This is a genomic window from Acinetobacter sp. YH16053, from assembly GCF_013417035.1.
GTDB lineage: Bacteria > Pseudomonadota > Gammaproteobacteria > Pseudomonadales > Moraxellaceae > Acinetobacter > Acinetobacter towneri.
Window position 1 is genome coordinate 1 of sequence record NZ_VPEP01000002.1, and the last position, 25,853, is coordinate 25,853.

Below are 25,853 nucleotides of genomic sequence, written 5' to 3' on the forward strand. Positions count from 1 at the left end.
GACTGGCAGTACTTTTATAATCATGAACGACCTCATATGTCAGTAAATGGTTGTCCACCTATTTTTAAACAATAACAAGGCTTTAGATTTTCTACCCATTAATTCAATTAAAAATGGGGGTATTACCCCTCAACTTTATTTGAAGCATTTCCCATTGATACCATGAAACATAAGTTTCTAGAAATTTGTGCTGAAAGCTGTGAAAATTTTAGCCAAACAAATCAAACATCATGTGCAGAAAACACGAATCAACTTCAAGCAAAAACATTAGCACCCAAAACCCCTGCATTGGATCAATACACCATCGACCTGACCCAAAAGGCACAAAATGGTGAGATTGATCCTGTCATTGGGCGTGAGTTTGAAATCCGTTTGCTGCTTGACATCTTAATGCGACGTCGTCAAAACAACCCAATTTTGACAGGTGAGCCAGGTGTTGGAAAAACAGCTGTTGTAGAAGGTTTGGCATTAAAAATTGCCCAAGGTTTGGTACCTGATGCCTTAAAAAATGTGCATCTGCATGCCTTAGATTTAGGTCTGTTACAGGCTGGTGCCAGTGTCAAAGGTGAGTTTGAAAGTCGCCTAAAGCAAGTGATTCAAGAAGTTCAATCTTCCTCTCATCCGATTATTTTATTTATTGACGAAGCACATACTTTAATTGGGGCAGGTGGTCAAGCAGGACAAAATGATGCCGCAAATTTACTGAAACCTGCCTTAGCACGCGGAGAATTAAGAACGATTGCCGCAACAACTTGGAGCGAATATAAGCAATATTTTGAAAAAGATGCTGCGCTTAGCCGTCGGTTTCAAGTTCTCAAAGTTGCTGAACCTACAGAAGCTGTCGCAATTGACATGCTACGTGCCATGATTCCAGTCATGCAAACACATTTTAATTTACAAATTGATGATCAAGCCATTATCAGCGCAGTACAAGCATCTAATCGCTACATCAGTGGTCGTCAACTTCCAGACAAAGCCATTAGTGTTTTAGATACTGCTGCGGCACGAGTGGCTTTAACCCAAAATGCACAACCTGTTGTTTTGGATCACCTCAAAGCACAGTTACACAATCTACAATTAGAACAGCAGCTTATCACGCAAGAACATCAACAACTCCCGATTTATCAGGAACGATTATCACAACTCAAACAACAGCTCGTTCAGCTAGAACAAGAAATTGCCGATACTGAAAAACGGTGGCAACAAGAGTTGAATTTGGTTCAGCAGATTCAGCAGCTCAATACGCAAAACGCCTCAGATGTTCTGGATAAAGTTACGCAATTAAGAATCCATTTAGCTGAATTACAAGGTCAAAATCCTCTAGTTTTTGAACGTGTTAATGCACAGATCATCCATGAAATTATTTCTGATTGGACGGGTATTCCTGTTGGCGAAATGCTCAATGATGAAATCCAGAAAATTCTAAAGTTAAAGGTCAAACTGAGCCAACGTGTGATGGGACAGGAGTATGCCTTAACTCAATTGGTGCATGGGATTCAAACTGCCAAAGCAAAATTAGAAGACCCACAAAAGCCTCAAGGTGTTTTCTTATTAATTGGTCCAAGCGGTGTCGGTAAAACTGAAACAGCGCTCGCCCTCGCCCATGAACTCTATGGCGGTGAGCAACATCTCATCACTATTAATATGTCTGAATATCAGGAAGCACATACCGTTTCTACCTTAAAAGGCGCGCCACCGGGTTATGTCAGTTATGGGCAAGGCGGTGTCTTAACCGAAGCCGTGCGCCGCAACCCTTATAGTGTCGTGTTATTGGATGAAATTGAAAAAGCGCATCCCGATGTTCAAGAATTATTTTATCAAGTCTTTGATAAAGGCATGCTGGAAGATGGTGAAGGTCGCAGCATTGACTTTAAAAACACCACGATTTTACTGACCTCAAATACAGGTTCGAGTGCAATTATGCAAGCCTGTTTAAATCAACCTGTAGAAAATTGGCCTACTGCAGAAAAGTTAATTGAGCATTTAAAAACAAGTCTATCTCAACAATTTAAACCTGCATTTATTGGGCGAATGCGCATCGTACCTTATTTTCCGCTGCACGATGATCTTTTGGTTCGTATTATTCAGCACAAACTCGAAAAAATTATTACGCGTATCGAACAACAGTATGCAATACAGGTTCAATATTCTGATGATGTGATTGAATTAATTTTGCAGCGTTGTACTGAAGTAGATAGTGGCGCACGCAATGTCGACCACATCTTGAACGCTACCATTCTACCTACTTTAGCCACGCATATTTTAGTTGCTTTGGCAGAACAGCGCCTACCGAAGTTGATTTTGATGCATGTCGTCAATGATGAAATTCACTATCAACTAGATCCAGCAGAACCAACAACCAAACAAGCCTCCAATCCAGAACCTCAAGCTGCGGTTTAAAACTTTAAAATTGAGTTAATTTAGCTATATGGATATTTTATCTTTACTTGCACCTATTCAAGCACAATTGCCTTGTGGCGAAGATTATTGTTTTTCAAATGAATTTCATGCAATCAAACTCGCTAGAACTCAAGATGATACTTTACTGGAACAAGGGGATTGGGTCATTGCCCCCAAACAGGCAGATTGGGACTTTGTTGCAAATACAGTAATACATTTACTGCAAACGAAGACTAAAGATATTCGTTTGCTGACTTGGCTTGCTGAAGCATGGGCGAACTTATCTGGTTTTGAAGGGATCAGTAAAAGTCTGGAACTCAGCCATCGCCTCATCGCGCAATATTGGATAACGCTCCATCCTGAAATTGAAGATGAAGATTTAGACCAACGAATTGGACTATTACAAGGACAGATCAATCAATTGCCCGTCTTGATTAAAAAAGTTCCCTTGGTCAATCAGGCGCCTTTTTATTGCCTACTCGACTATGACAATTTTCTTTATCAGGAAAACATGCTTCGTAAGCAAGGTGATGATAGCAGCGTGGATCATTCCGCGGAATTGGCTCATTTAGAACAAGCCGTATTGGAGCTAAATCCAGACATTCAGCGCCAAAACTATCAATATTTTACAGAGATTTTACAGCACTGGACGACCTTAAAGCAGGTGCTAGATCATGTGCTGGGTTTAGATGCGCCAAGTTTTGCTGCAATTGATTCAAGCTTCAATAGCATTCATCTTAGTCTGAAGAAAATTTATAAAGTAGCATCACTTGAACAAAGCCCAGTCACTGCACTTACAGAAGTGACAGCTTTATCGCCCTCTATTTCACCTCCAGTCAGCATTCAATCGTCTACTGCACAACAGCTGTCATTTCAACCACAGCAACAGTCACACCTAGAAAATCGTGAACACGCCATGCAAGTTCTGCAGGAAATTTCAGCATATTTTCAAAAAAATGAACCGCATAGTCCTGTCAGCTATTTACTGGAAAAAACCATTAAGTGGAGCCAAATGCCCTTGCATGAATGGCTAGCGCAGGTGATTAAGGATGAACATCCATTGAACATGCTACAAGACACGCTTGGCGTTCAATCCAACAATCAATACCAATCAGAATAAGTGAATCACCATGTTTAAAGCAGAAAAAATCCTTTGGGGTGAAGGCTTATTTTTACGTCCTCAGCATTTTCAAGTTCAAGATCGCTACCATGAACAGCGTTTGAATCACACCATCCGTGCCATGATTCCTCATGCCTATGGCATACAAAAATTAAAATTTGATGAAGCACAACTTGCAACGCATATTCTTGCACTGCAAGAGGTACAAATGATTTGGCAAGATGGTGAAATTTACCATGCACCTGCACAAGACTTGCTACCTGCACCGTTGTTATTGGATGACCTGAATTTAAACACAGAGATGATGCTGTATCTAACTCTTCCGATTTTGCAGGCCAAGCAAAAAAATATAGCAAATGAAACACAGGCAATACCGAGTCGCTATCATAATTTTTTGCAGGAAACCCATGATTTATTTACCGATGCCAGCCCTGCTGAACTCAATTTTTTACATCGCCGCGCAGCATTTAAGTTATTAGAGTTGCATGTTCAGCCCAGTCAAAATCTGGATGGTTTTCTATACCTACCGATTGCGAAACTCAAACGCCATAGTTCAGGCAGTTTTGAGCTAGATTACCAATTTATTCCACCACTTTTGCATATTTCAGCTTCAGAAGTCTTAATCAATCACTTAAAACGTAGCCTAAACATCATTAAGGCGAAGATAAAAACCATTCAGGGCAATAATCGTGAAAATGAACAAAAACTGATTGAGTTCCGTTCAGGAGATATTGTTTCCTTTTGGCTAATCAATGTCTTAAATACAGCCTATGCCGAATTAAACCACCTATTACACTATCCACAGATTCATCCAGAACGCTTATTTTCAGAATTATTACGTCTAACTGGCTCATTACTGACGTTTTCAACTGCTTATAGTGTGGAGCATCTTCCACAATACCGACATTGCCAATTACAAGAGAGTTTTCAGCAGCTTGATCTCATCTTAAGAGATTTACTCGACACAATTATTTCCAATCGTTACTTCAGCATTGCACTGAAAGAAACCCGCCCATCATATTGGGTCGGTAGCCTTGAATCTGACAAGATTGACCGTGATACGCGACTGTATCTTGCAGTTTCTAGCAGCTCAATGCAAACCCATGAATTAATTCAAGTCGTGCCTTTACGTTTTAAAGTGGGCAGTACCTTTGATGTAGAGCAACGTGTCATTGCCGCACTACCCGCAGTTCCATTGCAGCATTTAGTCCAAGTGCCAAGTGCAATTCCAGTACGTTCTGGGGTCAGTTATTTTGAAATTGAATCACATCATGAGCTTTATCAACCAATGCTGGAATCCACAACAATTTGTGTGTATATGCCCGCAGGCTTCCAAGATATCAGCATCGAACTGATTGCAGTACTTAATCATTAAGAGAAAAATTATGACTCAACCCATCGGCATGCCCTCTTTATTTGATGATGAAGAAATTGGTTCAGACTTATCTCACCTGTCCTTACCAACAGCTCAAACCACCAGTTTAATTGACCTCTTACATGATGGCTTTTATTTAGTTTTTCTGCTGCGTAATCATTATATCCCTACCCATCCGAGTGAGTTTCGTGAAAAGATTCTGGATGTACTCAGTCATTTTGAGCAACAGGCAAAACGCTTACAATTTTCTGCCGATGATATTCACAACGCCAAATATGCCTTTTGCGCTCTGATGGATGAAACCATTGCCACACAACAAGATAATGCCTATTTTGACTTGCAAAATACATGGCTCATCATTCCTTTACAATTGAGTCTGTTTGGTTCGCAATTGGCAGGCTATCGTTTTTTTGAAATTTTGGAACAGTTGCGTAGTCGCGGTAAAGAACATTTAGCAGCATTAGAAGTATTGCATTACTGCCTGTTACTGGGTTTTCAAGGGAAATATCGACTGGAATCGGTGGAAAATTTAAATCATCTTGTTGCCCGTGTTGGCGATGAAATTGATTATCTCAAAGGGAAAAAAGCGGCATTTTCTCCATTTGCTGCCATTCCAGATCAAATTATGCATCTGATTCATCATGAATTACCTTTTTTCTGGATTTTAATTTGCCTCTGCATGTTTACGGTACTGACTTTCGCTGGCTTAACATTCATGCTTTCTCAACAGAGCCAGAATGCCTTAAGTCCCTATCAAAATGTGATTTCGATACCTGTAGAAGAAGCACATATCACAATTCATTTACCCTAGTGGATGATGTATGGCACAGGAAAAAAAGACTTCTTTACGCATCTTACAACATAAGAAAAAGACCTTAGCTTCTCGCTTTTATGTACTGATCGGTTTTATTGCAGGTTTGATTGTTTCTACCCTGATTTTCTTATTATGGGTGAACAACTTTAATGGCTCTAATCTACAGACCTCGCCAATATTAGATGAATCAGAAAAGAAACAAATGCATCCATCAATCACGGTTCATGCTCCATGGGTTGATGAGGTTGTAACAGATGATCATGAAACTTCTTTATTAAGTGAAGATCATCATTTCATTCAGCCGAAGGACAAGGATTTAAATAAATTCTTTGAGCGCCCGACATCCAACAACACACCATCAAACGGCGCTCCAACGCCGCCTGCACAGCAAGTTGCTCCCTTTGAAAATACCGCACAGCATCCAGTAAAGCGCATCACGAAAGTTGAGAAAATTAATCCAGCAACAACGAAATCCACAACATCGACACAATCAGAAGCTGAAACAGCAACGCCTGAAGCAACACTAAAAATTACGGTGACACAAAGACCATTGGCTATAGATGAAGATCAATAACCTATGATTTTTGTGATTTTTTTTTGCTTTGTTGCTATTGCACTCGGATTAATGCTGCTCATGTCTTATGAGATACAGCATACATGCAGGCAGCGTTTACGGTCTTTATTGCCACAAAGTAAAACTAAAATAATCAATTTTTTGCACGTTATTCATCATTTATATCAGGCTGCTTCACCCAACAAACTACAATCACATTGGTATGTGCAGCAATGGTGGATTTTAATTGCGGGGCTAATTTTATTGACCAGTGTTCTGACTTTTGCTTTTACCCAACCCATTCATTCCACACGAATTGAAGCTGAATATTTAAAAGAAACTGACCCACAAATTTATGCCTTACTTCAGGGAGAAATGCTCAGTCCTCCCCCAGAAGAAGATGCTATTTTGATTCAAGATGCAATCATAGAAACGACTCAGCTTGAACAAAGCTATCAAGCACAACATTCCGCCGAGGGCAGCGTGGATGCTGCTCGTATTGAAACGCCCGTTTTTCATAGCCATGCACATTTAGATTCTGCTTTACTGGATCGTAAATGGGACAAAATCAACCCACGCTATAAGCAACGTCTGCTGATGGTATTTAAAATTATGCGAGAACAACACGGTTATGAACTGGTCTTACTTGAAGGTTATCGTAGTCCAAGTCGTCAGAATATGTTGTCGACTAATCCAAATACTACACGCGCCAAAGGCTATCAGAGTTATCATCAGTTTGGTTTAGCTGCCGATATTGCTTTTAAACGTAATGGTAAAATTGTTATTTCGGAACGTGATCCTTGGGCAATGCGTGGCTATCAACTGTATGGTGAGGTGGCTGAATCGGTAGGTTTGACTTGGGGTGGGAGCTGGAAATCAATCCAAGATTATGGTCATACTGAATACCGTATGCCTGGTTTAAAAAAGACCAAAGAAATGGCTGAACAGTTAATTGCAGAGGGTCAATTGCGATAGTTGAGGGGTTGTAAAAACAAAAGCAACTCAATTTTCAGCCTCTATACCAAGTTAATCATATTTAACTTTTTCAGATATAGGTCATAAGTGAAATAACAAGACATAAAAAAGACCCTTGAAAATCAAGGGTCTTTTAAAAATTTGGCGGAAGCGGTGACAGTCAAATTAAGAAAACAATTAATTGATATTAAATAATAAAATATTTAAAATTTAATTTTTTACTGCTATTTTTACTACAAAAAATTCAACCAACTATTTGTTTAAATTTTCTTCAACCAATCGTATTTCTATTAAACACCCTGTCTATTCACTCATATAAAAATCTCATATTTCACTCATCTTTATTGAGGTAATTGTTCAATTATAAACTGTACAAAACTATCGATATCTTCTAACTCATTTTCTGGTTTTCCACTTCCAGATAAATCTCTAACAATTTTTCCAAGGCTTCCACTTTTTCCTAAAGAAATTTTTTCAGCTGATACATAATTTGCTAACTCTTTATTGTCATACGTCATCGTAGATGTATATTGCAAAGTGCTATGTGCATACTTTCCAACAGCTTTGGAACCTAAAAATTTTAAATCTTCTCCAGCAAAAACTCTTTTCTGTTTTATTTCAAATGACAAGGAGATAGGCTGTGTTGTTAGTTCATCGGCCAATAAGCCTTTTGACTTTAATTCATTTTTCAGATTCTGCAAATACCGCTCTTCTATTTGATCTTGGGTTAAAAATGATGGAGCGTTAACCTTGTTAGATAAATTTACACTTACAGATTCTATAAGATATTTTTTAGGCTGTATATTCTCAACAGTATTCGTATTCTTATAAGGTTTATAAAATTGTGTAGGTTTTGCATTTGCCGTAAAGGTGATTACAGCCATTACAGTTAGAATTAAGTATTGATTGAACTTCATAGAGGTAGACTCAACATGTTTATATAATAAAATACCCAAAATTTAAGGTAAATAAAAAAAATAATCAGAAATAAAAACTAAAATACATTTCACTAATTCATTGGGAATAAAATTGAGTGCAATAGGTTTCAAAGTTAGGTTAATGAAATTCAAGCACGTGCATAAAAATTCAATTAATTAAGCAAACCTCATACCCTAGTTGCGCCTTGAATTATGAAGGAAAGAGTTGATCAGTTTTTCTTACATAGTAATCAATCCAATTCTGCAAATAAGAATACGGATACGAGAGTTTGTATGGCTTCATAAAGTCGACAATATCTTGATATTCTTCTTGAGGAAGCGGCTCGTACTGAATTAATTCTTTAGGGGCAATTTCATGATTTATGCCTAAATCAAAACCATGCATCGAAGCTAATTTTGCGTATATGACAATTTGTGGCTGTAAATAAAAATCATAATAGGCAAGTGTATTTTTCGCTGCATCTTGAGCTATTTTCTTAATAAAAAATGGCTCTAATGCTTTTTTCATTCCTTCTACATCCTGTTCTGTAAATGCAATGTAAAATTGAAAATCATATTTTCTCAGTTCAAGTTCTTTAGCAAATTGCTTAATTTTAGGCGTTGGGGCATCAAGCACTTTCTGACTGCGTTGTTTTAAGCGTTCTAATTGTTTGCCTTCCAACATCAGTAAAGTGTTGTAAATCATTTGACGGTTTAAGTCGTACTCATCTTCTAAATCTTCTGTATCATTCGCAACTTCTTCAATGTTTCGAATTAAAAAATTTCTGATTTCAGTACTATCACTCATCAGCATATGAAACATCGGTTCTTTGACATTCGTATAACCCGAACGAAAAAAGAACGGCATAGGATCATCACGAGTCACACTATTCAATACGCTTAACTTAGAATAAACATAAGCTAATTTTTTAAATTTTTTAATATCTTGATCAAATAACCACGCACCTGCCATATGCGCATCAATCTCTCTTGAAAAATAATACATTACTGCAAATGGATTAGCTTTTCGTTCATTTAAATAACTTAAGTCCTCCGCAGATAAAGATAACTGCTCTTTATTTTTGTAATGACTTCCGATCACCATTGTCATATGATCAAAACGTTCTTGTGCATTTTTAAATTCACGCCGTGCACACATCATATTCATTTTCATAAATCCCCCCTTATTTTTTAACAGTTGATTTAGATTTAGCAGGTACATTAACAGGAATAATTACAGCTTGCCCTGTAGCTCGATCTACTCCTGTCACTGCTGTTTTAAGCTTTCCTGCTTTATCCGCATTAATTAAAATTTGCCTAGTTGGATCATTTGGAGCTAGATTATCTATAACAGCATCAATCCATGCTTTAGATAATTGTGTATTTCCACCTGCGGCCTTTGGATCTAACTTTACAGTGCCATTGGTAATTTGTTTACTATCTGAAAGTATCGTCACGCTACCATCTTTCGCAACCCAAACATGGTCAAATCCATTATTTGAACCATATTTTCCGCCTTTAATGACAGTAAATCCGTTTTGTTTTGCTAATGAATTACCTAAGGTTTGAAGTTGTTGCTGTTTCTTGTCAAACTCAGCTTGACTTAGTGTTCCTGCTTCCTTATCTTTTTTACATCGTCTAAATTTTTATTAATTTAGCTCTAACTGCCAATAGATTTACGTTCAAATGAGTCACACTAAGCACAAATCATAAAGATCATTCCGTAATTTGGAAAATTTGTCATTTTCATAAATTGGATATTCTCCATTTTTTTCTAAAACAATGTCGTTAAATGAGCCCATTCCAGCATAATTCCTTAAAATATCGTGCTTTACTTGAGAAAAATTTGAATCAATTTCCGTCAAAAAACGTTTAAATGCTGTTGACCAATATGTTAAGTCAAATTCTTCAAGCAAATTGATCATTTCACTTATGATTAATTTTATAGATTGAACTTCATTCATTTTAGAGGCTTCTCACTGATTACTTTTACTCCAGGAATTTTCCAAGGTTCAACTACAACTATCTGCTGAGTTCCACCAAGATAAAAACCATTTTGTGAACCTACTTCCCCTGAATAAACTTTCGTTCCTTTGGGAATTAATATACCGTATGTTGTATCTAATGGTGATTTAGCACCTCCCGGCCAAACAGGTAAAACAGCTTTATCAATACGAGTTTGAATTACACTTTCAGGTATTTCTCTAGTGAAAAATTGACCTAAACTGGTACCCTTAACACCAGCTCTATACAAAATAGTGTCTTGCTGCAACTCAAATTCAGTGTACTTACCACCTGCGAATGTTCCAGCTAAATTGTTGGATAACGGGCCTGTATTTACTGCATTATAGGTACCTAAATTTTCCCCTAAGGGACTTTTTATTTCAACGGAATTATAAGCAGGTTTATTAACTTTCGTTGACAGTTTTCCTCCAACTTTAGCTAATAACACAGATTCTGCAACTGTTACTGCTCCGTTTAAAGCATCTTGAGTTAATGGACTTAGTTGATCTTTACGATTCGGACTAAATGAGTTAAGTACATTTTGCCCTACTTTAGATTCATATGATCCAAATAAAGCATCCTTACCCTCATTTGCAGCGCTAACTCCACCGTATATACTTAATCCAGCTAAAGGTGCTCCGATAGCACAACCAACACCCGTTGTACACAAACCCACTCCTGCAGCTCCACCACCAATTGCAGTTAAGCCCCCTCCTACTATTTTTCCAGCTCCACCCGCTCTTGTGAAAATTTCATCATTTCTTGTTCTAAGATCATTTGCATTATCCCAGTTAGTGTAGGTATATAACCCTGTCGCTTCAAGTGCTTCGATTTCTTTTTCATTCTTCGCTCCTAAATCTTGTAATTTTAATAATATAGAATAATTTGGATCATCTTCTGGCACACCTTCTGCACACTTTACAAGATAACAAGCAGCCTGATAAAGTTTATTCTTTTCAGTTTGAGTCTTGTTTTTAATTAATGCTTGTAGAACTTGTGCTTCGCGTACATTAAGCATCCGATTATTTTCCACCGCATTCTGAGCACTTTGCCCACTTTGCACTGTAGAACCTATATCACCATTACTTGTACCTACACCAGATGCAACTAAACCAGTGATTGAACTAATAGTAGATTTTTCATCTGCAGTTAAATCTTTTGTCTCTTTGCCATACAAATAGCTTGATAGTAACGGTGCCGATGCTTCCGCTCCACCTGCTGCTAAACCTGCCGTTAAAGCATCATTTCCACCTGCTGCTGCAACCGCTGCACCCAATAGCGTATGTGCTAAAATATGCGCTGTACTTCCTTCTGCATCATTAGATTTAAAGTATTGACCAATCTCGTAACTTGCTGCAGGGCTTAATGTAGCTGCTACTATGCCTAGACCTGAACTCGTTGGTGCTGACAATCCTGTTGAAATTGTATCGAGCAGGACACCAAGCTTTTGATAGTTATCAACCTTTTCATTGTATGTGTTAAGTTGATCTTTCTCTTGTGTACTATTTCAGCACACATCATGTCACCGTCGTTCTTGACTATATTTTGTCCAAATCAAATTTGGTGTGCCATCGTATAAACAAAAACATAAATCTGGCCACTTATGATTATTAGTGACCATTACCCCCCACCCTTTTAAATTTGGAAAATCTGCATAATAAGTTGAATGTATATACCAACCTTCAGCATCAGGAGTCCAAAAACCTTCTTCAGGTAATAATAATTGATGTTTTAAAGTTCCATCAGAATTATAAATCGCAGCATTGTTTGGACACAAAAATTTCTTGTTATTCTTATCAAATATAAGAATTAAATTTTTATGGTTAGGTAACACTGAGACAGTACCCGATTCGTCTATGATTTTTTTCCCCGTATCAGTAACGATGCAAGTACCCACATTAATTAATGGTTTTTTTAAAGAATCAATTTTTTTCCAATCCCCGATTGAGTCAAATTTTTCCTGACTAAAAACTAAAACTTCTACTTGTTGCGCATTAATTGAAGACTTAAAAACGTAATATATTTCTTTTATATTTTCTTTACTCATTACTTTATTTCCTTAACATTATTCAAATCTAATTTGAATAACTCTGGATTACTCCTAGCTGTATTGGACATAAAATTTACTTGATGTGCGTTACCAGATAAAACTTTACTAGTTTTATAATCATACATTTTACTAGCTTGTGCTAGCTGTTCATAAGCTATCTTTTCTGCTTGTTTTAACCATTCCTCTCTTTCTTTTTTACACTTGTAGAATGAATTACGGTTGACATTAATACCATCAAAATCACTAATTAAATTATATGAAAAGGTCTAAGCACTTTATATTTATGATAAGCACTTGGTACATTAGTACATAGTGGTAATTATCGTTTATCAAACGAATAATCTAGGCTGACCAAATATATACCTACCTCTGGTCCATATTGATCTAAAAACTCAACGTCGTATTTGTTGTCCAGTTTTCAACAATACTCCTGTATTAATATCAACAGCATATAAGTCATAAAAACTACTATCATGTGGATTATCCTCATGATCTAAAATAACACTTGGTAGATTAGGATATTTCATTGATGATTGTGCAAATGAGAAGATATATCCATCCTTCCAAGGACTTTTTATTTGTCGACGTAAGCTACCGTCAGCATTATAAATCGCACCATTACTAGGCTGATCAAAAAACCAAGGATATTTTTTCTCTTTGCTTAATCCACTCGGCTCTTTCCCATAAATCACCATAAATCCTGTCTGATCTGGTAATACTTCAACACTTTCTGAAATAGGTAATACAAATTCACTACCATCTTCATAAATTATTTTTTTTTCACTTTTGATTACTTTTGCATATCGAGAATGAATCAACTTTGCCTTTGATGTTTCGAAATCAAGCTCAGGATATTCAATATATTCAAATGTTTTATTATCATCATACTGTGTGGTTTGTACAACATGTTTTATCATCATTACTTAATTTCCTTGATGGAAAGTTCATCAATTTCAAACAATTGAGGATTACTACCTGGATGTGTTTTAAATTCAACCTGATGTCCACCACCTGGTAATCGTTCCTTAGTATTTGTACTCCACATATCACCAACAATCCCTTCCCTAACTTGTACACCTGGCTTTGCAGTAAACTCAATAGTATACAATTTACCCGATTTCCATTCTTGAGGAACAGCCAGTAGATTACGCATATCAGAAAATGGTCAGGCTATCATCGTCGAAGTTTGGTTGAAACTAAGATGCATTGCATAAAGTTATTATGGGGATAAACTCAGTTCGAGAAACTTTCAAAGCCAAGTCAATGAGATTCATGCACGTGTAGTAGTCTTCAACAGATTTACAAAATTAGGTCGTCCTCATACTCAAGCGATCACTTGAGTTCTGTTCAAATGAGCAGAGTGCTGTCTTTTAAATCTTTGTGCAACAAAGCCGTTTATGAGTGATCTCTCGTTGTACTTTTGTACTCAAAATCAAACTCCTGTGGCATTGGATAAAATTTACCAAAATGTCAGCAGAAGTTTTATTTTTCACAATTTATATTACTTATAAATCTTCAAAGTAAAGGCTAATTCTATCGACTGTCCATTTAACTGTTTTATTATCTAAATATCCAAAATCACTTTTCAAAATTTCATCTTCAAAAATTATTTCATTCACATAAATCTTCCCATTACGTAATACTCCTATTATTTCATACCCCAAACTATTATCAATTTTCCGAAGCGTGGATATTTCATCTGATTGCTCTAGAATATATTCATCTAAAACTGTTGCTTCTAATTCAACCAAATACTCATTTTTGTAATTAATATCTTCTGGAACATATGAAGCAAAAACATCTAATACTTCATCACAAGTCCGGATTGTTAAAATATTATCAAGTTCAATATCAGGTTCAATAATTTTTACTAAGTATTTCATTTTACTACCCTTATAACCTTATCTTGTGCATTACCATTGATTGTTCTCCAAAAATCCTTACCAGTCTGAGTATGAATTGTTGTAATATGTCCTTTAGAATTAGTACCAACAAGTGCAAACTTTGCTTCCCCGCGAGAGTTATTTCCTAAAAAGTCAACATAACCTGTTCGTTTTTCTCCCTTATAAATATACTCAACCTTCTTCCCATCACGAATTATCTTCTGTCCAAAGTTTAAGTAATCATCGACGTTCTTAACACCATATTGTTTAAACTCTTTACCATGTTTATCAAAATGTGACTGTAATAACTTATTATCTCCAAATCTAGTAGTAAATGCTTTCTCATTTGAAACATAAGAGTTAAAATTTGAAGAATTTCTAGCCTTTTGACTTGCTGTAATATTATCTAAAACTTTTTGAACTTGCTTAGAATCTTTAACAGTTGCAATAATCTTTTTAGAACCTTTTGCAATAATTCCATATCCTTTTCCAACAGGAATAACCTCATAAACTTCTGTTGGGACAATAATCATAGCTAATTCTTTAGCATTTCCTAAAATCCTTTGCCCTGTCCATTCACTACAATGCCCAGCAGCTATACCACTTTGTGCACACAGATCATTGTACTGTTCTGTTTTTTTCTTAGCATATGCACCTGCAATGGAAGCATTTTCATCCACCGCATTCTGAGCAACACCGCCGCTCTGAACGGTACTTGCAACATCTTCTGTTGTAGCACCTAATGCACTGCCCGCTAAACCTACAATCGAACTAATAGTAGATTTTTCATCTGCAGTTAAATCTTTTGTCTCTTTGCCATACAAATAGCTTGATAGTAACGGTGCCGATGCTTCCGCTCCACCTGCTGCTAAACCTGCCGTTAAAGCATCATTTCCACCTGCTGCTGCAACCGCTGCACCCAATAGCGTATGTGCTAAAATATGCGCTGTACTTCCTTCTGCATCATTAGATTTAAAGTATTGACCAATCTCGTAACTTGCTACAGGGCTTAATGTAGCTGCCGCTATGCCTAAACCTGAACTCGTTGGTGCTGACAATCCTGTTGAAATTGTATCGAGCAGGACACCAAGCTTTTGATAGTTATCAACCTTTTCATTGTATGTGTTAAGTTGATCTTTCTCTTGTGATGTTAAGAATTGTCCATTTTTTTCTTTATCTAAAATAGATTGATTTTCTTTCTTCGCTTCATCAATTTTTTTATTAATCTCAGCCTTAGCTTCCTGACGATTGGCATCAAACTTTTTCGTCACATCCATCTGCAAATTAATTTCACTTTGAACTTTTTCTTTATCAAAGTTGTTCTTCAGCGCACCACTATTTTCTCGTGCTGTATCAGTTGTTACATCCGTTAAAATTTCAGATTTGATTTGCTCTGCTGTTTTACCTGTCAGCTCTTCCTGACGAATTGTTTCTCGTATCGTAATATTTGAAGTATTGACTCCACTTCGAGTCACACTACTGTCTTTATCACTGTCTAGGCCAAAACCAATCGACTTACTTACACCTGTAATACTTGATGCATGTTGATCGATTTCACTTGCCGATGAAGGCACTGTATTCGGCTGTTTTTGCCCTGTTGAATCAGTTCTTCCTGCGTTAAATCCTGCACTTAAACTGATACCTTTCGCATCATATTCACTTTCATTTTGAATATTTGAATAAGTCAAAGTTCCAGTATCGAGACTATTTTTCTTCAGATTTTCAGCAGTTTGTGTCGATGTAATAATGGCTCCTTTTAAATCCGTGTTGTTTTTAACATTGATTTGGTAGCCATCATCACCAGCAAAAATGCCAGACTGCTCGTTAACTGATGCATAATTGGCATCAACATTCGATTTACTAAAGCTTCCTGATACATTACCGCCATTTGTCCCTACACTGATTTGGCCTGAAATATCTTGCTGTTTGCTCTTATAGGTCGCTTTATCTTGTAAGCTTTCAATATTCAGTTCATTGGCATCTATCTGGATGCCCTTACCTTGGACTTGCCCACCAATAATATTGGCAGCATTGCCACTACTGATTGTCGTTAGACTGTCTTTTGAACCAACATGACTATTTACATAGCTTGTATCAGCTCCATTGCCTTTGCCTTTTCCAAGATTGCCGCCTGCTGTAACCCCCAGTCCTGTTTGGTTGCTGATGGTGACACCTGCATTCCAACCTGAACTCTTATTGTTTGACTCTTCAATCACTTTTTGTTCTGCAGCTTTAATATTGACATCGTTGTCTGCTGCTAAATGGGTACCTTGTAGACCCACAACATCAGAACCAATAATATTGATGTTGGAATCTTTGCCTGCACCAGTCGCTACAATATTGGTTTTGCCAGCTGCGTAAATTTGGCTTTGACTCGCAGTATTACTTTCTGTATGGCGCGTTTCCTTGCTCTTCTGTTCGCCATATGTGAGGCTCACCCCAACCTCTACCGATTGGTTCAATGTGGCAGCACCAGTTAAAGCATCTTTTAATTTCCCTATCGACTGTCCTGCTTTGTAGGTATCAAAGCCTGCATTGGCTGCTGCCATTGCATTGACTCGGTCATTTTTACTTTGACCAACTTGCTTCGTCGATTCAACCACAGACTGTACTGCTGTAATCACTGGAACATTGACTGCTAAAGTGAGTCCCTTTTGTTCCATCTCATGTTTATAGTCACTGGTGCTTTGTTCTTTGGCTGCTTCTATATTGACTTGTTGTGCCAATATATTCACATCACCATTTTGAGAAGAAATTGTACTGCCTGTTTGTTGATAGTTATTACCAGCAATGATATTGGTATTACCATTTAAGCTTCCCACCATTGACCCTGTATTTGTTTTTTGAGTGTTTTGTTGCTCTGTTAATTCACTCTTTTTACCTATACTAAATCCAATACCGCCGCTCGACATCAAGCCTGACTTTTTAACACTCGATTCCGAATAGTTTAGATATTGATTTTGTGCACCTGTTATCGTCACATTTTCTTTGGCTTGGATTTGCGTCAATTCATCTGACACCACATTACTGCCTCGGATATCAATATCTTGGGCATCTAAAATGACATTTTTACCATCAATAGTACTGGCGATCGCCTCATCACTCATGTTGCGTACATGACCTTGGCGTACCGTCGTACTTAATGTGCTTTTTTCTTTAACTTTAAATGCTTGCTCTGTATCTGATAACGCTCTACCTTCTGAAATATCAATATTTTGCTGGGCTGATAGTATGGCCGATCCTTGTTCACTGGAAATTTGTGAACCTTTCACCGTGATGTTTTCAGCTTGTAGGCGTGTATCTCCAACACTCTGAATCACTGAACCAATATCTTCCTGCTTTTTCTCGTAATTGAAATTATCTTTATTTGCGTAGCCACGATTGTTAACCGAGGTGTTTACACCACCAATATTTAAGTTACCCTCGGTTTTAATAGTACTCGAACCATTGCTGTTTACAATTTCTGAACCTTTCAGAGTCGTATCACCACCTACCCGGATAGTCAGTGTAGTACTTAAATTTTCTGTGTTATTACTCATCTGAGTGAGTGGTACACCTGTAATGTAAATACCTGCTTTACGATCAAATCCTTCGCGAGTAAATTCACTTTCTCCAACTTGGTTTGCTGTCTTTTGTGTTGTGCTGCGCTGGTTTAAATTACCAGCAATATTTAAACTCGCAGAATTAACAGCAGTGATCGTTCCACCAATATTGTTTAAATCTTTTGTCGTCTTTAAATCAATCTGGTTTGCCTGCATACGACCACTCAACTGAGTGATGTTATCCGCTGAGATTTGTATCACTTCACGCCCAGCAATAGTTGCATTATTAAGAACATCACCTTCTACTTGGATTTTGACTTGATCTGCACTGATCAGTGTACCATCACCATTTAAATCCCCTGCTCTTGCCTTCACATAGACTTGAGGAACAAGAGCTGTCGTCGTTGTACCATCAGCAAGCTTGACGGTTTTTTCTTCTAACCAAACTATATCTGTCGTCAATTGTGCAATCTGTGCTGCAGTCAATGTAACCCCAGGTCTTAAGTTATAAAGTTTGGCAAAGCTTAAGGCATTGTTCATCAATGCCTTATATTGTTCTTCATCATTACCATAGCCTTGTAAGAAACGGTGCCCTGTCAGTTGAGCAATTTGATCTTGAACCAAGCGTTGTTCATAGTAACCATCACCCAGACGTTTTTGCTTCATCGCTGGATCAATATTCATGGCATCCAACATATAGTCCGAAGATAACCATTTTTTATAGTTGCTAAATGCTGGGTCTGTTTCGACTAAATATTGTGCCTGACTGTCTTGGGTTGTACTAAATAATGCATTGCTTGGTAAATCAATGAAATCCATCGACACAGAACGAATTTTGATTTCATCCTGGCCTTTGGTCGCTGAAGTATTTGCATCTCCTGCTTGTAGATTTTTTGCCGCATCAACAGATTGAGCCTGTTGTTGCTCAGCTTCTATTTCTTGATCATTTTTAGACTTCACATCTAATTGATTCAGCGAATTCGGTACATTCGCCATTTGACCATTTACCGAAGTGCTTTGACCACCATCAACGGTCACTTGATTAGATTGACCTTGTTGCTGACGATCCACTTGCTGCTCTGGTCCCACCACTGCAATTGTATCGGTCGTCACTGTCCCAGCTGTGACATTTGAAATATTCTGATTAGACGTATGATTTTTGACATTTCCCAGCCACTGATTCACAGGTAAATCAATTTCTGTTACTTCATCAGCTGGATTGTAAGCAATTTTATCTCCCCATTTACGCTGATGATATCGTTTAAATCCACCACGCCATTTGGAATAGGTATATTGGCTCGTCCCCGCTTGCTGAGTGATTTCAACACCCTTGCCATCAATTTGCTCTACCCCTTGATTAAGCTGTACATTCAATGTACCACCAGCTAGTACAACGCTCTTATCGTTTTTAAAGACATCACCATAGAGATGAATATCCCCACCAGCAACGATTTCTGCCGGTGCCGAATGGCTAACCTCACTTTTTAGGTGGGTTTCCTTAACTTCGTATTGCGTCCATTTCTTTACTTGTGTATTACTAAATTGTTCATTATAAGCATCAATGGCATCACTTAGGGCTTGATAAGCCGATTCGTCTACCTCACCCCATGCGTCTAAATCCTTTTTATATTGTGCTAAGCCAAGGACATACGCTTCTTTATCTTTTTCATATTGTGTATAGGCCGTTTGATAGGCTGCACATGCAGCGGCATCATATCCAGCACCTACCTCACAACTTGCTTGCCCAGTTGGCGCCACAGGCTCAACCATCGTTGGTGCTTCAGGTGCATCTTTCGGTGGTGCTGTAATATTAAAATATGCCCAGACAGCATCATCTTTCTTGTAATTTACATTACAGCTTTCATCTTCCCCCTCTCCAACACAATTGATTGACTCCACCTCAGGTATTGGTGTCTCACCCAACACTACATCTTCAGGTAAAATATTCGGTGTTGTATCGTATTTATATAAGCCAGCCCTACTCCAACTTTTCCAAATTAAGTTTTCTTTAGGAATCTTTGTCGTTTTACCTTCAGGTTGAATATAAACTTTATTTTCAACATCACCGATCTGTACAATTTCAGTCTGGAAATTCTGATTAATATTATTGATCGTATTTGCGGTCAACGTCATATCAGCGAGGGACTCAATACGTGCACTTAAGTTATTCAACGTATTAGCACTGCCTTGCGCTTTTAAATTCCCGTCCAGACTCCCGCCAATATTTAAATCACCAGAACTAAAAATCCAGGCATTATCACGCGCGCTTTCCTTAACTACACCACCTGATTGGTTATTGAGCGTTCCAATGCCTAGATCTATATCCCCACGAGATGCAATCACTGCACCTGTACCTGCTGTATTGGATTTATTGTCTAAGGTGTTGGCCTGAATTGAAACTTGTGTACCATAAATACGTGCACCATCATTCCATACTCTATCCGCTTGAATATGCGTCAACTCACCATTGATTAAACCTTGGTTATGTACGGTATCTTGCGCTGTCAAATGTGTTTCAATGGATGAAATGCTTGCTCCTGCTTCATTCTTAATATTTTTGGCACTTAATTCTATTTTTTGACCCGCGGTTAATTCTGACTGATTCACTAAATCATTGTCAGTATTCAGCTTCAATGTACCGTTAGCAGAGATTTGATCATCTTTGGTATGGGTATAGCTTTGTTTTAGGTCAATATCAATATTGCCTTCACTAATAATTTTCCCCTTATTGATCAATTCATTGGCTTTAACATTCAATTGTTTTTGAGCCAATAGTTCACCACCAGTATTATTTATGTTCAGTGTTTTATTCGGCGTACCAATGCTTAGAGTATCTAAACTGCTGATCGAACCTGCTTGGTTATTCAGTTGATTTTGAATATTCAGTGTTGCATTTTCACTAGCACGAATTGCACCTGATTGGTTATCGAGTACAGTTGCATTGACCTCAATATTTTTTGCATCTAATCCACCCAGCACAGTTGCGTCTTTATTTTGTGAGTTGATGACGTTGTTCGCTGTTGCAGTCAGTTTTTCACCTGCAATAATATGGCTACCCACCCCAGTATTATTAATCGTGTCTGCATTCAAGTTCACATTTTGCTGTGCCTGAATTTGCCCAGCCACGTTATCAATACGACCACCTGAACTTTGCTGTTGAATGTTTAAATCTGTTTGACTGTTGATTTGGCCTTTATTGTTATTCAGATTTTGTGTAGCGATATTGGCTGAGCCGACTGCTGCGATATAGCCGCTGATATTATCCAGCTGTGAAACATTTGCAATCTCAAGGCTTCCTTGGCTGAGAATACCTGCCTGATCGCCTGAGTTACTATTCAGCAAGGCATGATTTTGGGTATCAACTTTAACGGATTGTTCACCTTGGACTAAACCTGTTTGGTTGTCCAATGTTCCTGTTTTCAAATCTACAGTTTTGGCAATGATTTTACCGCTTTGATTACTGAGTTGTTGTTGATTGGTGTCAACATTCAATTGATTTTGTGAAGCAATTTGTCCAGCAGTATTCACTAAGCCATTGCTATTTATGCCGAGATTCTGCGCAGCATAAATATCACCTTGTTGGTTGATCAATTGCCCTTGTGCATTGACGGTTAAATCTGCTTGTTCAGAACGTAAAGTACCTTCGGTATTGTCCAAGGTACTACTTTGCACATTCAGGCTTTGCCCTGCAACCAATACGCCTTTTTGGTTTTGAATATCACCTTGTACCATGACATTTGCAGCACCTGCTGCATAGACTTGTCCTTGTTGGTTATTCAGTTGCCCTGCTGTTAAATCAAGCTGATTTTTAGCGTAAATGCGCCCTTGTTGGTTGTTCAGTGTTGTCGCATTCAGTTTGGCATTGCTGCCTGCAAAGATTTCACCAGACTGATTATCTAGGGTTTGCTGTACTGTTAAATCCAGTTGATTTTGTTCTGAACGGATTTTGCCAACATTATTATTTAAATTCTTCGCTTGAATCTGTACTTGTTGATTGGCAGCTAGAGTACCTGACTGGTTATTCAGACGATCTGCAACATTCAGATTGAGTTGGCCTTGGGCGTAAATTGTCCCTGACGTATTGTCAATCTGCTGAGCTGTTGTATTGAGCGATGTCCCCGCAATCACTTTACCTGATTGGTTGTTGATCGTATTGGCAGTGATTTCAATATTTTTAGCAGCAGATATTTCTCCCGCCAAATTACTTAATTCATTTTCAACATTCAGCTTTAATTGATCTTGTTGTGAACGGATTTGTCCTGCGTCGTTAATCACTGAACCCGTGTTTAAATCAACCAGCTGTTCTGCAGCCACTACACCTTTGCTATTGTTCAACTGACCAGTAGCATTCAGTTGTAATTGTTCCGCTGCGTAAACGACACCTCCAGTATTGTCTAAATGATTCACTTGGACGATAGCATTGGCGCCTGCTTGCAGCTGACCTTTTTGTGAATCAACGTCTTGAGCTGTCAGATTCAAATCTTTTGCCGCTGCAATCAAACCTGTATTGTTGGCAATGCCTTGCGCTACATTCAGCGTGGTATTGGCATTTTCTGAACGGATTTGTCCTGCATTATTCAATAATTGTTGTGCATTTAGATTGAGGTTTTGCTCAGCAGCAAACGTGCCTGCACGATTATCCGCTGTTCCTGAGACTGTTACATCTAATTGTTTTTTAGAATAAATCGTACCTGCTTGGTTATTTAGTTCTGCCACGTTAAGTTGGCTATCTGCACCCGAAATCAATTGCCCAGACTGGTTGTCTAAATGTGGACTTTGTATATTCAAGACTTGTGCAGATTGAATACTGCCTGACTGATTATTAATACTTTGAGTGAGCTTTAAAGTAACATCGCTTTGTTCGGATTGGATTTGCCCCTTTTGGTTATTGAGATTTTGTCCAGTTAAGGTCAATGCTTGTTGTGATGCAATTAAGCCTTGTTGGTTTGCGATGTTTTGTGTTGCAACAATATCCAATTTGCCATCGGCATAAACTGTCCCCGTATCGTTGTTCAGTTCACTCACTTGTAAATTGGCATCACGTCCTGCAATGATCTTACCTGACTGGTTGTCGAGTTTTTGACTGCTGATCTTTAGGTCTTTGCCCGTCAGTGTTTGAATCACACCTTGTTGGTTGTTTAAATCAGCCGTGTTGAGGGTAGCGTTCCCTGCTGCACTGATTACACCTGCAGTGTTATTAAGGTTCTGTGCAACATTGAGATTCAACTGTCCATTGGCATCACTTTGAATCAATTGTCCTTGTTGATGGCTCAGTGTTGTTGCATTAAGGTTAATATTCTGAGCAGCAGTCGTGGCATTGTCTAAATTAGCAATGCCCAATTCGAGTTGTAAATTGCTGTTACTTTGGATTTTACCTTGTTGCCCTTGTAGGTTTTGTGCAGTGATTTTAAGTTGTTGATCACCTGCATGGAGGATTTCACCCGCAACAGAATTTAAATTTGTAGTTTTGATCTCAGTTGTATGGGCATTACTGATGATCTTGCCCGCATTGTTATCAATCCGATCTGCAACATTCAAAATAAAATCATTCTGCCCTGTATGCTGAATCAAACCTTGATCATTGTTCAGTTGTGCAGTAGCAATATTGATTTGCGAAGCACTGTATTGACCTTGTTGATTATTGATACTTTGTTGCGCTGTTAAATCAAGTTCTTGATCAGCAATGATTTTTGCATTCGATGTATTCAGTATTTGGGTATTGGCCTGAATATTTTTGGCTTGTGTGGCACTTTGGCTCAAATCAGCACTTTTTGTTGCATTGATTGTAAGCGATTCACCCGACAAAATCGTGCCCGCGATTTGTACTTGTTGTGCATCGATATTCAGGGTTGCAGTACTATTGCTCAGTTGACCGTCTTGCTCCAGTCCCGATGCCCAAATTGCATCTTTGTTGCTCGTAATATTGTCAGACTGTACCTTGATTTTATTCAGTGCTGCCAATTGTCCATCTTGTTGCAATTGTTGAACTGTTAAATCTACGGTATCCCCTGCGTAGATTTGTCCAGTACTGTTCAGCAGTTGTGCTGTGATATTCACGTTTTTAGCTGCAATTAAGTTACCAGCCGTATCTTGCACAAGACCATTGTTAATTTGGCCTACTTTTAGGGTCAAATCACCCGCTTTGGCTTGAAGTGAACCTTGTTGGTTATTTAATGTTTGCCCAGTAAGCTGCACATTTTGCGCTGAAATTTCGCCATTATTGTTATTTAAACTGGTGAGGTTTAATGTTGCATCGCCATTGACTGAAGCAATGACACCTTCAGTATTATTGGTATTGTCAGAATTCAAGATCAAAGCATCAGTTGCAAGTATTTGACCTTGGCTATTGTCAATTTGCTTCGATGTTAAATTCAGTGCTTTGGCACTTTGTATTCGCCCTTGATTGTTATTGAGTTGTTGTGCAGTTAAATCAAAGCTTTCTGTAGCATTGATTTCACCTTTTTGGTTGTTGGCATTTTGCGCAGTGATATTGATCACTTTAGCTGTAAATTTACCCGCTTGGTTTTCAAAGTTTTGACCATTGAATTGCAATTCAGGCAGTTGGATTTCACCGCCAATATTCTTAATACTGTCCTGAACTTTTAGTGTGATATCTGCATTATTTAAAATTTGTCCTGACACATTGTGAATGTCTTGGGCAATTTGAATTTGACCTGCATCAAATGTTTTTGGCGTTACATCAGTCGGTTCAGCCACTGTAATCGAACTACTATCTTGTGCAGATGAATTTTGTTCAGGGTTTGTCACAGGCGGTGTCGTTGTGCCTGTTTGTGTTCCAGTCGTATTGTCTTGCGTGGCTTGTCCAATCACCCCTTGGCTATTATCTAATGTTTTTGCCGTGATGTTGAGTTGTTGTAGACCCGTTTGCTGTATTTGACCTTTGTCATTGCTCAGGTTTTGTGCACTCAAATCAATACGTCCCGCATTGATCACACCGTCATTATTGTTGATGTTTGCTTGTACATTAAGTTTCAATTCATCACTGGTCGCAATCAACCCACTATTCTGAATATCTGTCGCATCCACTTGAATTTTGCTTTTTGTGCTGCTGATGTTGCCGCTATTCGCCACATTATGCGCTTGGATGGCGATTTGGTCTTTATTCGCAATGATGTTGCCTGTATTGACTAAATCACCATTGGCATTCAAAGTCAGCTGATTTTCAGTGGCATTGATCGAGCCTGCATTACGCACACCCAAACCGTGCTCTGTGCCCACCAAGAAAATCTTGCCTGCATACATGCCGCCCAGCTGTGCAACATCCAGCGCGAAATCAGGCTTTGCACTCTGTGCAGAAGACTGACCATTGACTGCGTTAACTTTAGGCGCAGTTTGGTCTTTGACATCAATATCATTTTGACCCAGTACCGTAGTCAGCTCATTGGCATACAGGCCAGCATTGACATTCAGGGCACGTGCGTAAATATCGGTGTACGGCGTTAAGCTACCATTGAGGCCTTTGCCTTCAATGGTCACTTGTCCATCACGTACACGGAATGATTCCAAATAGCCTTGATTCACCACGGCTTGGCCCGCTGCCAAGCTGAAGCGGTCAGCATTAATCACGCCGCAGCCATCACAGACCAAACCCGATGGATTGGCTATCACAACTTGTGCAGACTTACCCGCCACTTCCAAATAACCTTTCAGTTGACTCGGATTGCTGCTGTTCACTTCATTGAGAATAACTTTGGCTTCGCCTTTTCCAAGCCAAGGGTTGCCCTGCACCCATCCGCCTAGCTGAGTCTGCACATTATTGCGCGAGTTGTTTAATATCGCACCTTCTTGCCCGACATCAAACTGTGTATAGGTGTTGCGGGAAACCCCGCCAGCGCTTGGTGTTTGAATATTGACTTGAGTGAGACCATTACTGCTGTTCAGAATGGTCGCCTGCTGTAAGCTAGGCGCGGACTTGTCGGCAATAATTTGCGTATTGGCAATACTATTGAGTGGTACGGTATACACCACTGCACCCAATAAACTAACCACGGCAAAACTCAGCGGATTAAGTTTTTTTAAAGTTTGAGGGGTAAATTGCGGCGTATCTGCAGCGTTGATAGCTTCGCTTTGCCCAGCAGTCTTGCTGCGGCTTTTTACAATTTCTGCAACAGCAATAAACATGCCGCGCGCTTGGCTAAAAATAATACGATAGCAATTCTTATTCACAGCAATTTACCCTTCAATCTTTATATTTTTTTC

15 protein-coding genes and 2 pseudogenes are annotated in these 25,853 nt (G+C 38.5%); 7 read left to right on the forward strand and 10 right to left on the reverse strand.

What is annotated here, in order from left to right:
* Positions 1–129: 129 nt before the first annotated feature.
* The 6 genes and pseudogenes from tssH to FTV43_RS01815 all read left to right on the forward strand — a co-directional run.
* Positions 130–2,400: pseudogene (gene tssH, locus FTV43_RS01790) on the forward strand (type VI secretion system ATPase TssH); the annotation flags it as partial.
* Between the two features lie 28 nt (positions 2,401–2,428).
* On the forward strand, positions 2,429–3,520 hold the full coding sequence (gene tssA, locus FTV43_RS01795) for a type VI secretion system protein TssA (protein ID WP_136144159.1): 1,092 nt from the start codon (positions 2,429–2,431) through the stop codon (positions 3,518–3,520).
* A gap of 10 nt (positions 3,521–3,530) precedes the next feature.
* A complete protein-coding gene (tssK, locus tag FTV43_RS01800) occupies positions 3,531–4,895 on the forward strand; it encodes a type VI secretion system baseplate subunit TssK (protein WP_179994741.1) in 1,365 nt (454 codons plus the stop codon).
* 10 nt (positions 4,896–4,905) lie between these two features.
* Entirely contained in the window at positions 4,906–5,706 is an 801-nt protein-coding gene (gene icmH, locus FTV43_RS01805; protein WP_179994742.1) for a type IVB secretion system protein IcmH/DotU, read from the forward strand.
* Positions 5,707–5,716: 10 nt separating this feature from the next.
* Complete coding sequence (locus tag FTV43_RS01810) at positions 5,717–6,283, forward strand: hypothetical protein (protein ID WP_004972690.1); 567 nt, start codon at positions 5,717–5,719, stop codon at positions 6,281–6,283.
* 3 nt (positions 6,284–6,286) lie between these two features.
* On the forward strand, positions 6,287–7,237 hold the full coding sequence (locus FTV43_RS01815; RefSeq protein ID WP_179994743.1) for a M15 family metallopeptidase: 951 nt from the start codon (positions 6,287–6,289) through the stop codon (positions 7,235–7,237).
* Between the two features lie 341 nt (positions 7,238–7,578).
* Here the strand turns inward: FTV43_RS01815 and FTV43_RS01820 are convergent, their stop codons facing one another.
* The 8 genes from FTV43_RS01820 to FTV43_RS01855 all read right to left on the reverse strand — a co-directional run bounded on the left by FTV43_RS01820 (position 7,579) and on the right by FTV43_RS01855 (position 13,361).
* The gene (locus FTV43_RS01820; protein WP_178319501.1) at positions 7,579–8,154 is read right to left on the reverse strand and encodes a hypothetical protein; all 576 of its coding nucleotides are present in this window, start codon (positions 8,152–8,154) and stop codon (positions 7,579–7,581) included.
* A 211-nt stretch (positions 8,155–8,365) separates the two neighbouring features.
* Complete coding sequence (locus tag FTV43_RS01825; protein ID WP_178319500.1) at positions 8,366–9,328, reverse strand: Imm49 family immunity protein; 963 nt, start codon at positions 9,326–9,328, stop codon at positions 8,366–8,368.
* Between the two features lie 10 nt (positions 9,329–9,338).
* The gene (locus FTV43_RS01830; RefSeq protein ID WP_257224085.1) at positions 9,339–9,611 is read right to left on the reverse strand and encodes a hypothetical protein; all 273 of its coding nucleotides are present in this window, start codon (positions 9,609–9,611) and stop codon (positions 9,339–9,341) included.
* Positions 9,612–9,845: 234 nt separating this feature from the next.
* The gene (locus FTV43_RS01835; protein WP_179994744.1) at positions 9,846–10,118 is read right to left on the reverse strand and encodes a hypothetical protein; all 273 of its coding nucleotides are present in this window, start codon (positions 10,116–10,118) and stop codon (positions 9,846–9,848) included.
* Entirely contained in the window at positions 10,115–11,569 is a 1,455-nt protein-coding gene (locus FTV43_RS15960) for a VENN motif pre-toxin domain-containing protein (RefSeq protein WP_257224086.1), read from the reverse strand. Before FTV43_RS15960 ends, FTV43_RS01835 begins: the two co-directional genes overlap by 4 nt.
* A gap of 111 nt (positions 11,570–11,680) precedes the next feature.
* Positions 11,681–12,205 carry a hypothetical protein gene (locus FTV43_RS01845; RefSeq protein ID WP_179994745.1) on the reverse strand — a complete coding sequence of 175 codons (525 nt, stop codon included), beginning with the start codon at positions 12,203–12,205 and terminating at the stop codon, positions 11,681–11,683.
* A gap of 395 nt (positions 12,206–12,600) precedes the next feature.
* Positions 12,601–13,128 (reverse strand): hypothetical protein, encoded by a 528-nt coding sequence (locus tag FTV43_RS01850; RefSeq protein WP_179994746.1) that lies wholly within the window; start codon positions 13,126–13,128, stop codon positions 12,601–12,603.
* Positions 13,128–13,361, reverse strand: a complete 234-nt coding sequence (locus tag FTV43_RS01855; protein WP_179994747.1) for a hypothetical protein — start codon at positions 13,359–13,361, stop codon at positions 13,128–13,130. Before FTV43_RS01855 ends, FTV43_RS01850 begins: the two co-directional genes overlap by 1 nt.
* 3 nt (positions 13,362–13,364) lie before the next feature.
* Here FTV43_RS01855 and FTV43_RS01860 point away from each other — a divergent pair.
* Positions 13,365–13,548: pseudogene (locus tag FTV43_RS01860) on the forward strand (IS5/IS1182 family transposase); the annotation flags it as partial.
* A 165-nt stretch (positions 13,549–13,713) separates the two neighbouring features.
* Here FTV43_RS01860 and FTV43_RS01865 read toward each other — a convergent pair.
* Both FTV43_RS01865 and FTV43_RS01870 read right to left on the reverse strand, forming a co-directional pair.
* Positions 13,714–14,091, reverse strand: a complete 378-nt coding sequence (locus tag FTV43_RS01865; protein ID WP_179994748.1) for a hypothetical protein — start codon at positions 14,089–14,091, stop codon at positions 13,714–13,716.
* Positions 14,088–25,820, reverse strand: a complete 11,733-nt coding sequence (locus FTV43_RS01870; RefSeq protein ID WP_179994749.1) for a hemagglutinin repeat-containing protein — start codon at positions 25,818–25,820, stop codon at positions 14,088–14,090. The genes FTV43_RS01865 and FTV43_RS01870 overlap by 4 nt, the downstream gene beginning before the upstream one ends.
* Positions 25,821–25,853 lie beyond the last annotated feature (33 nt).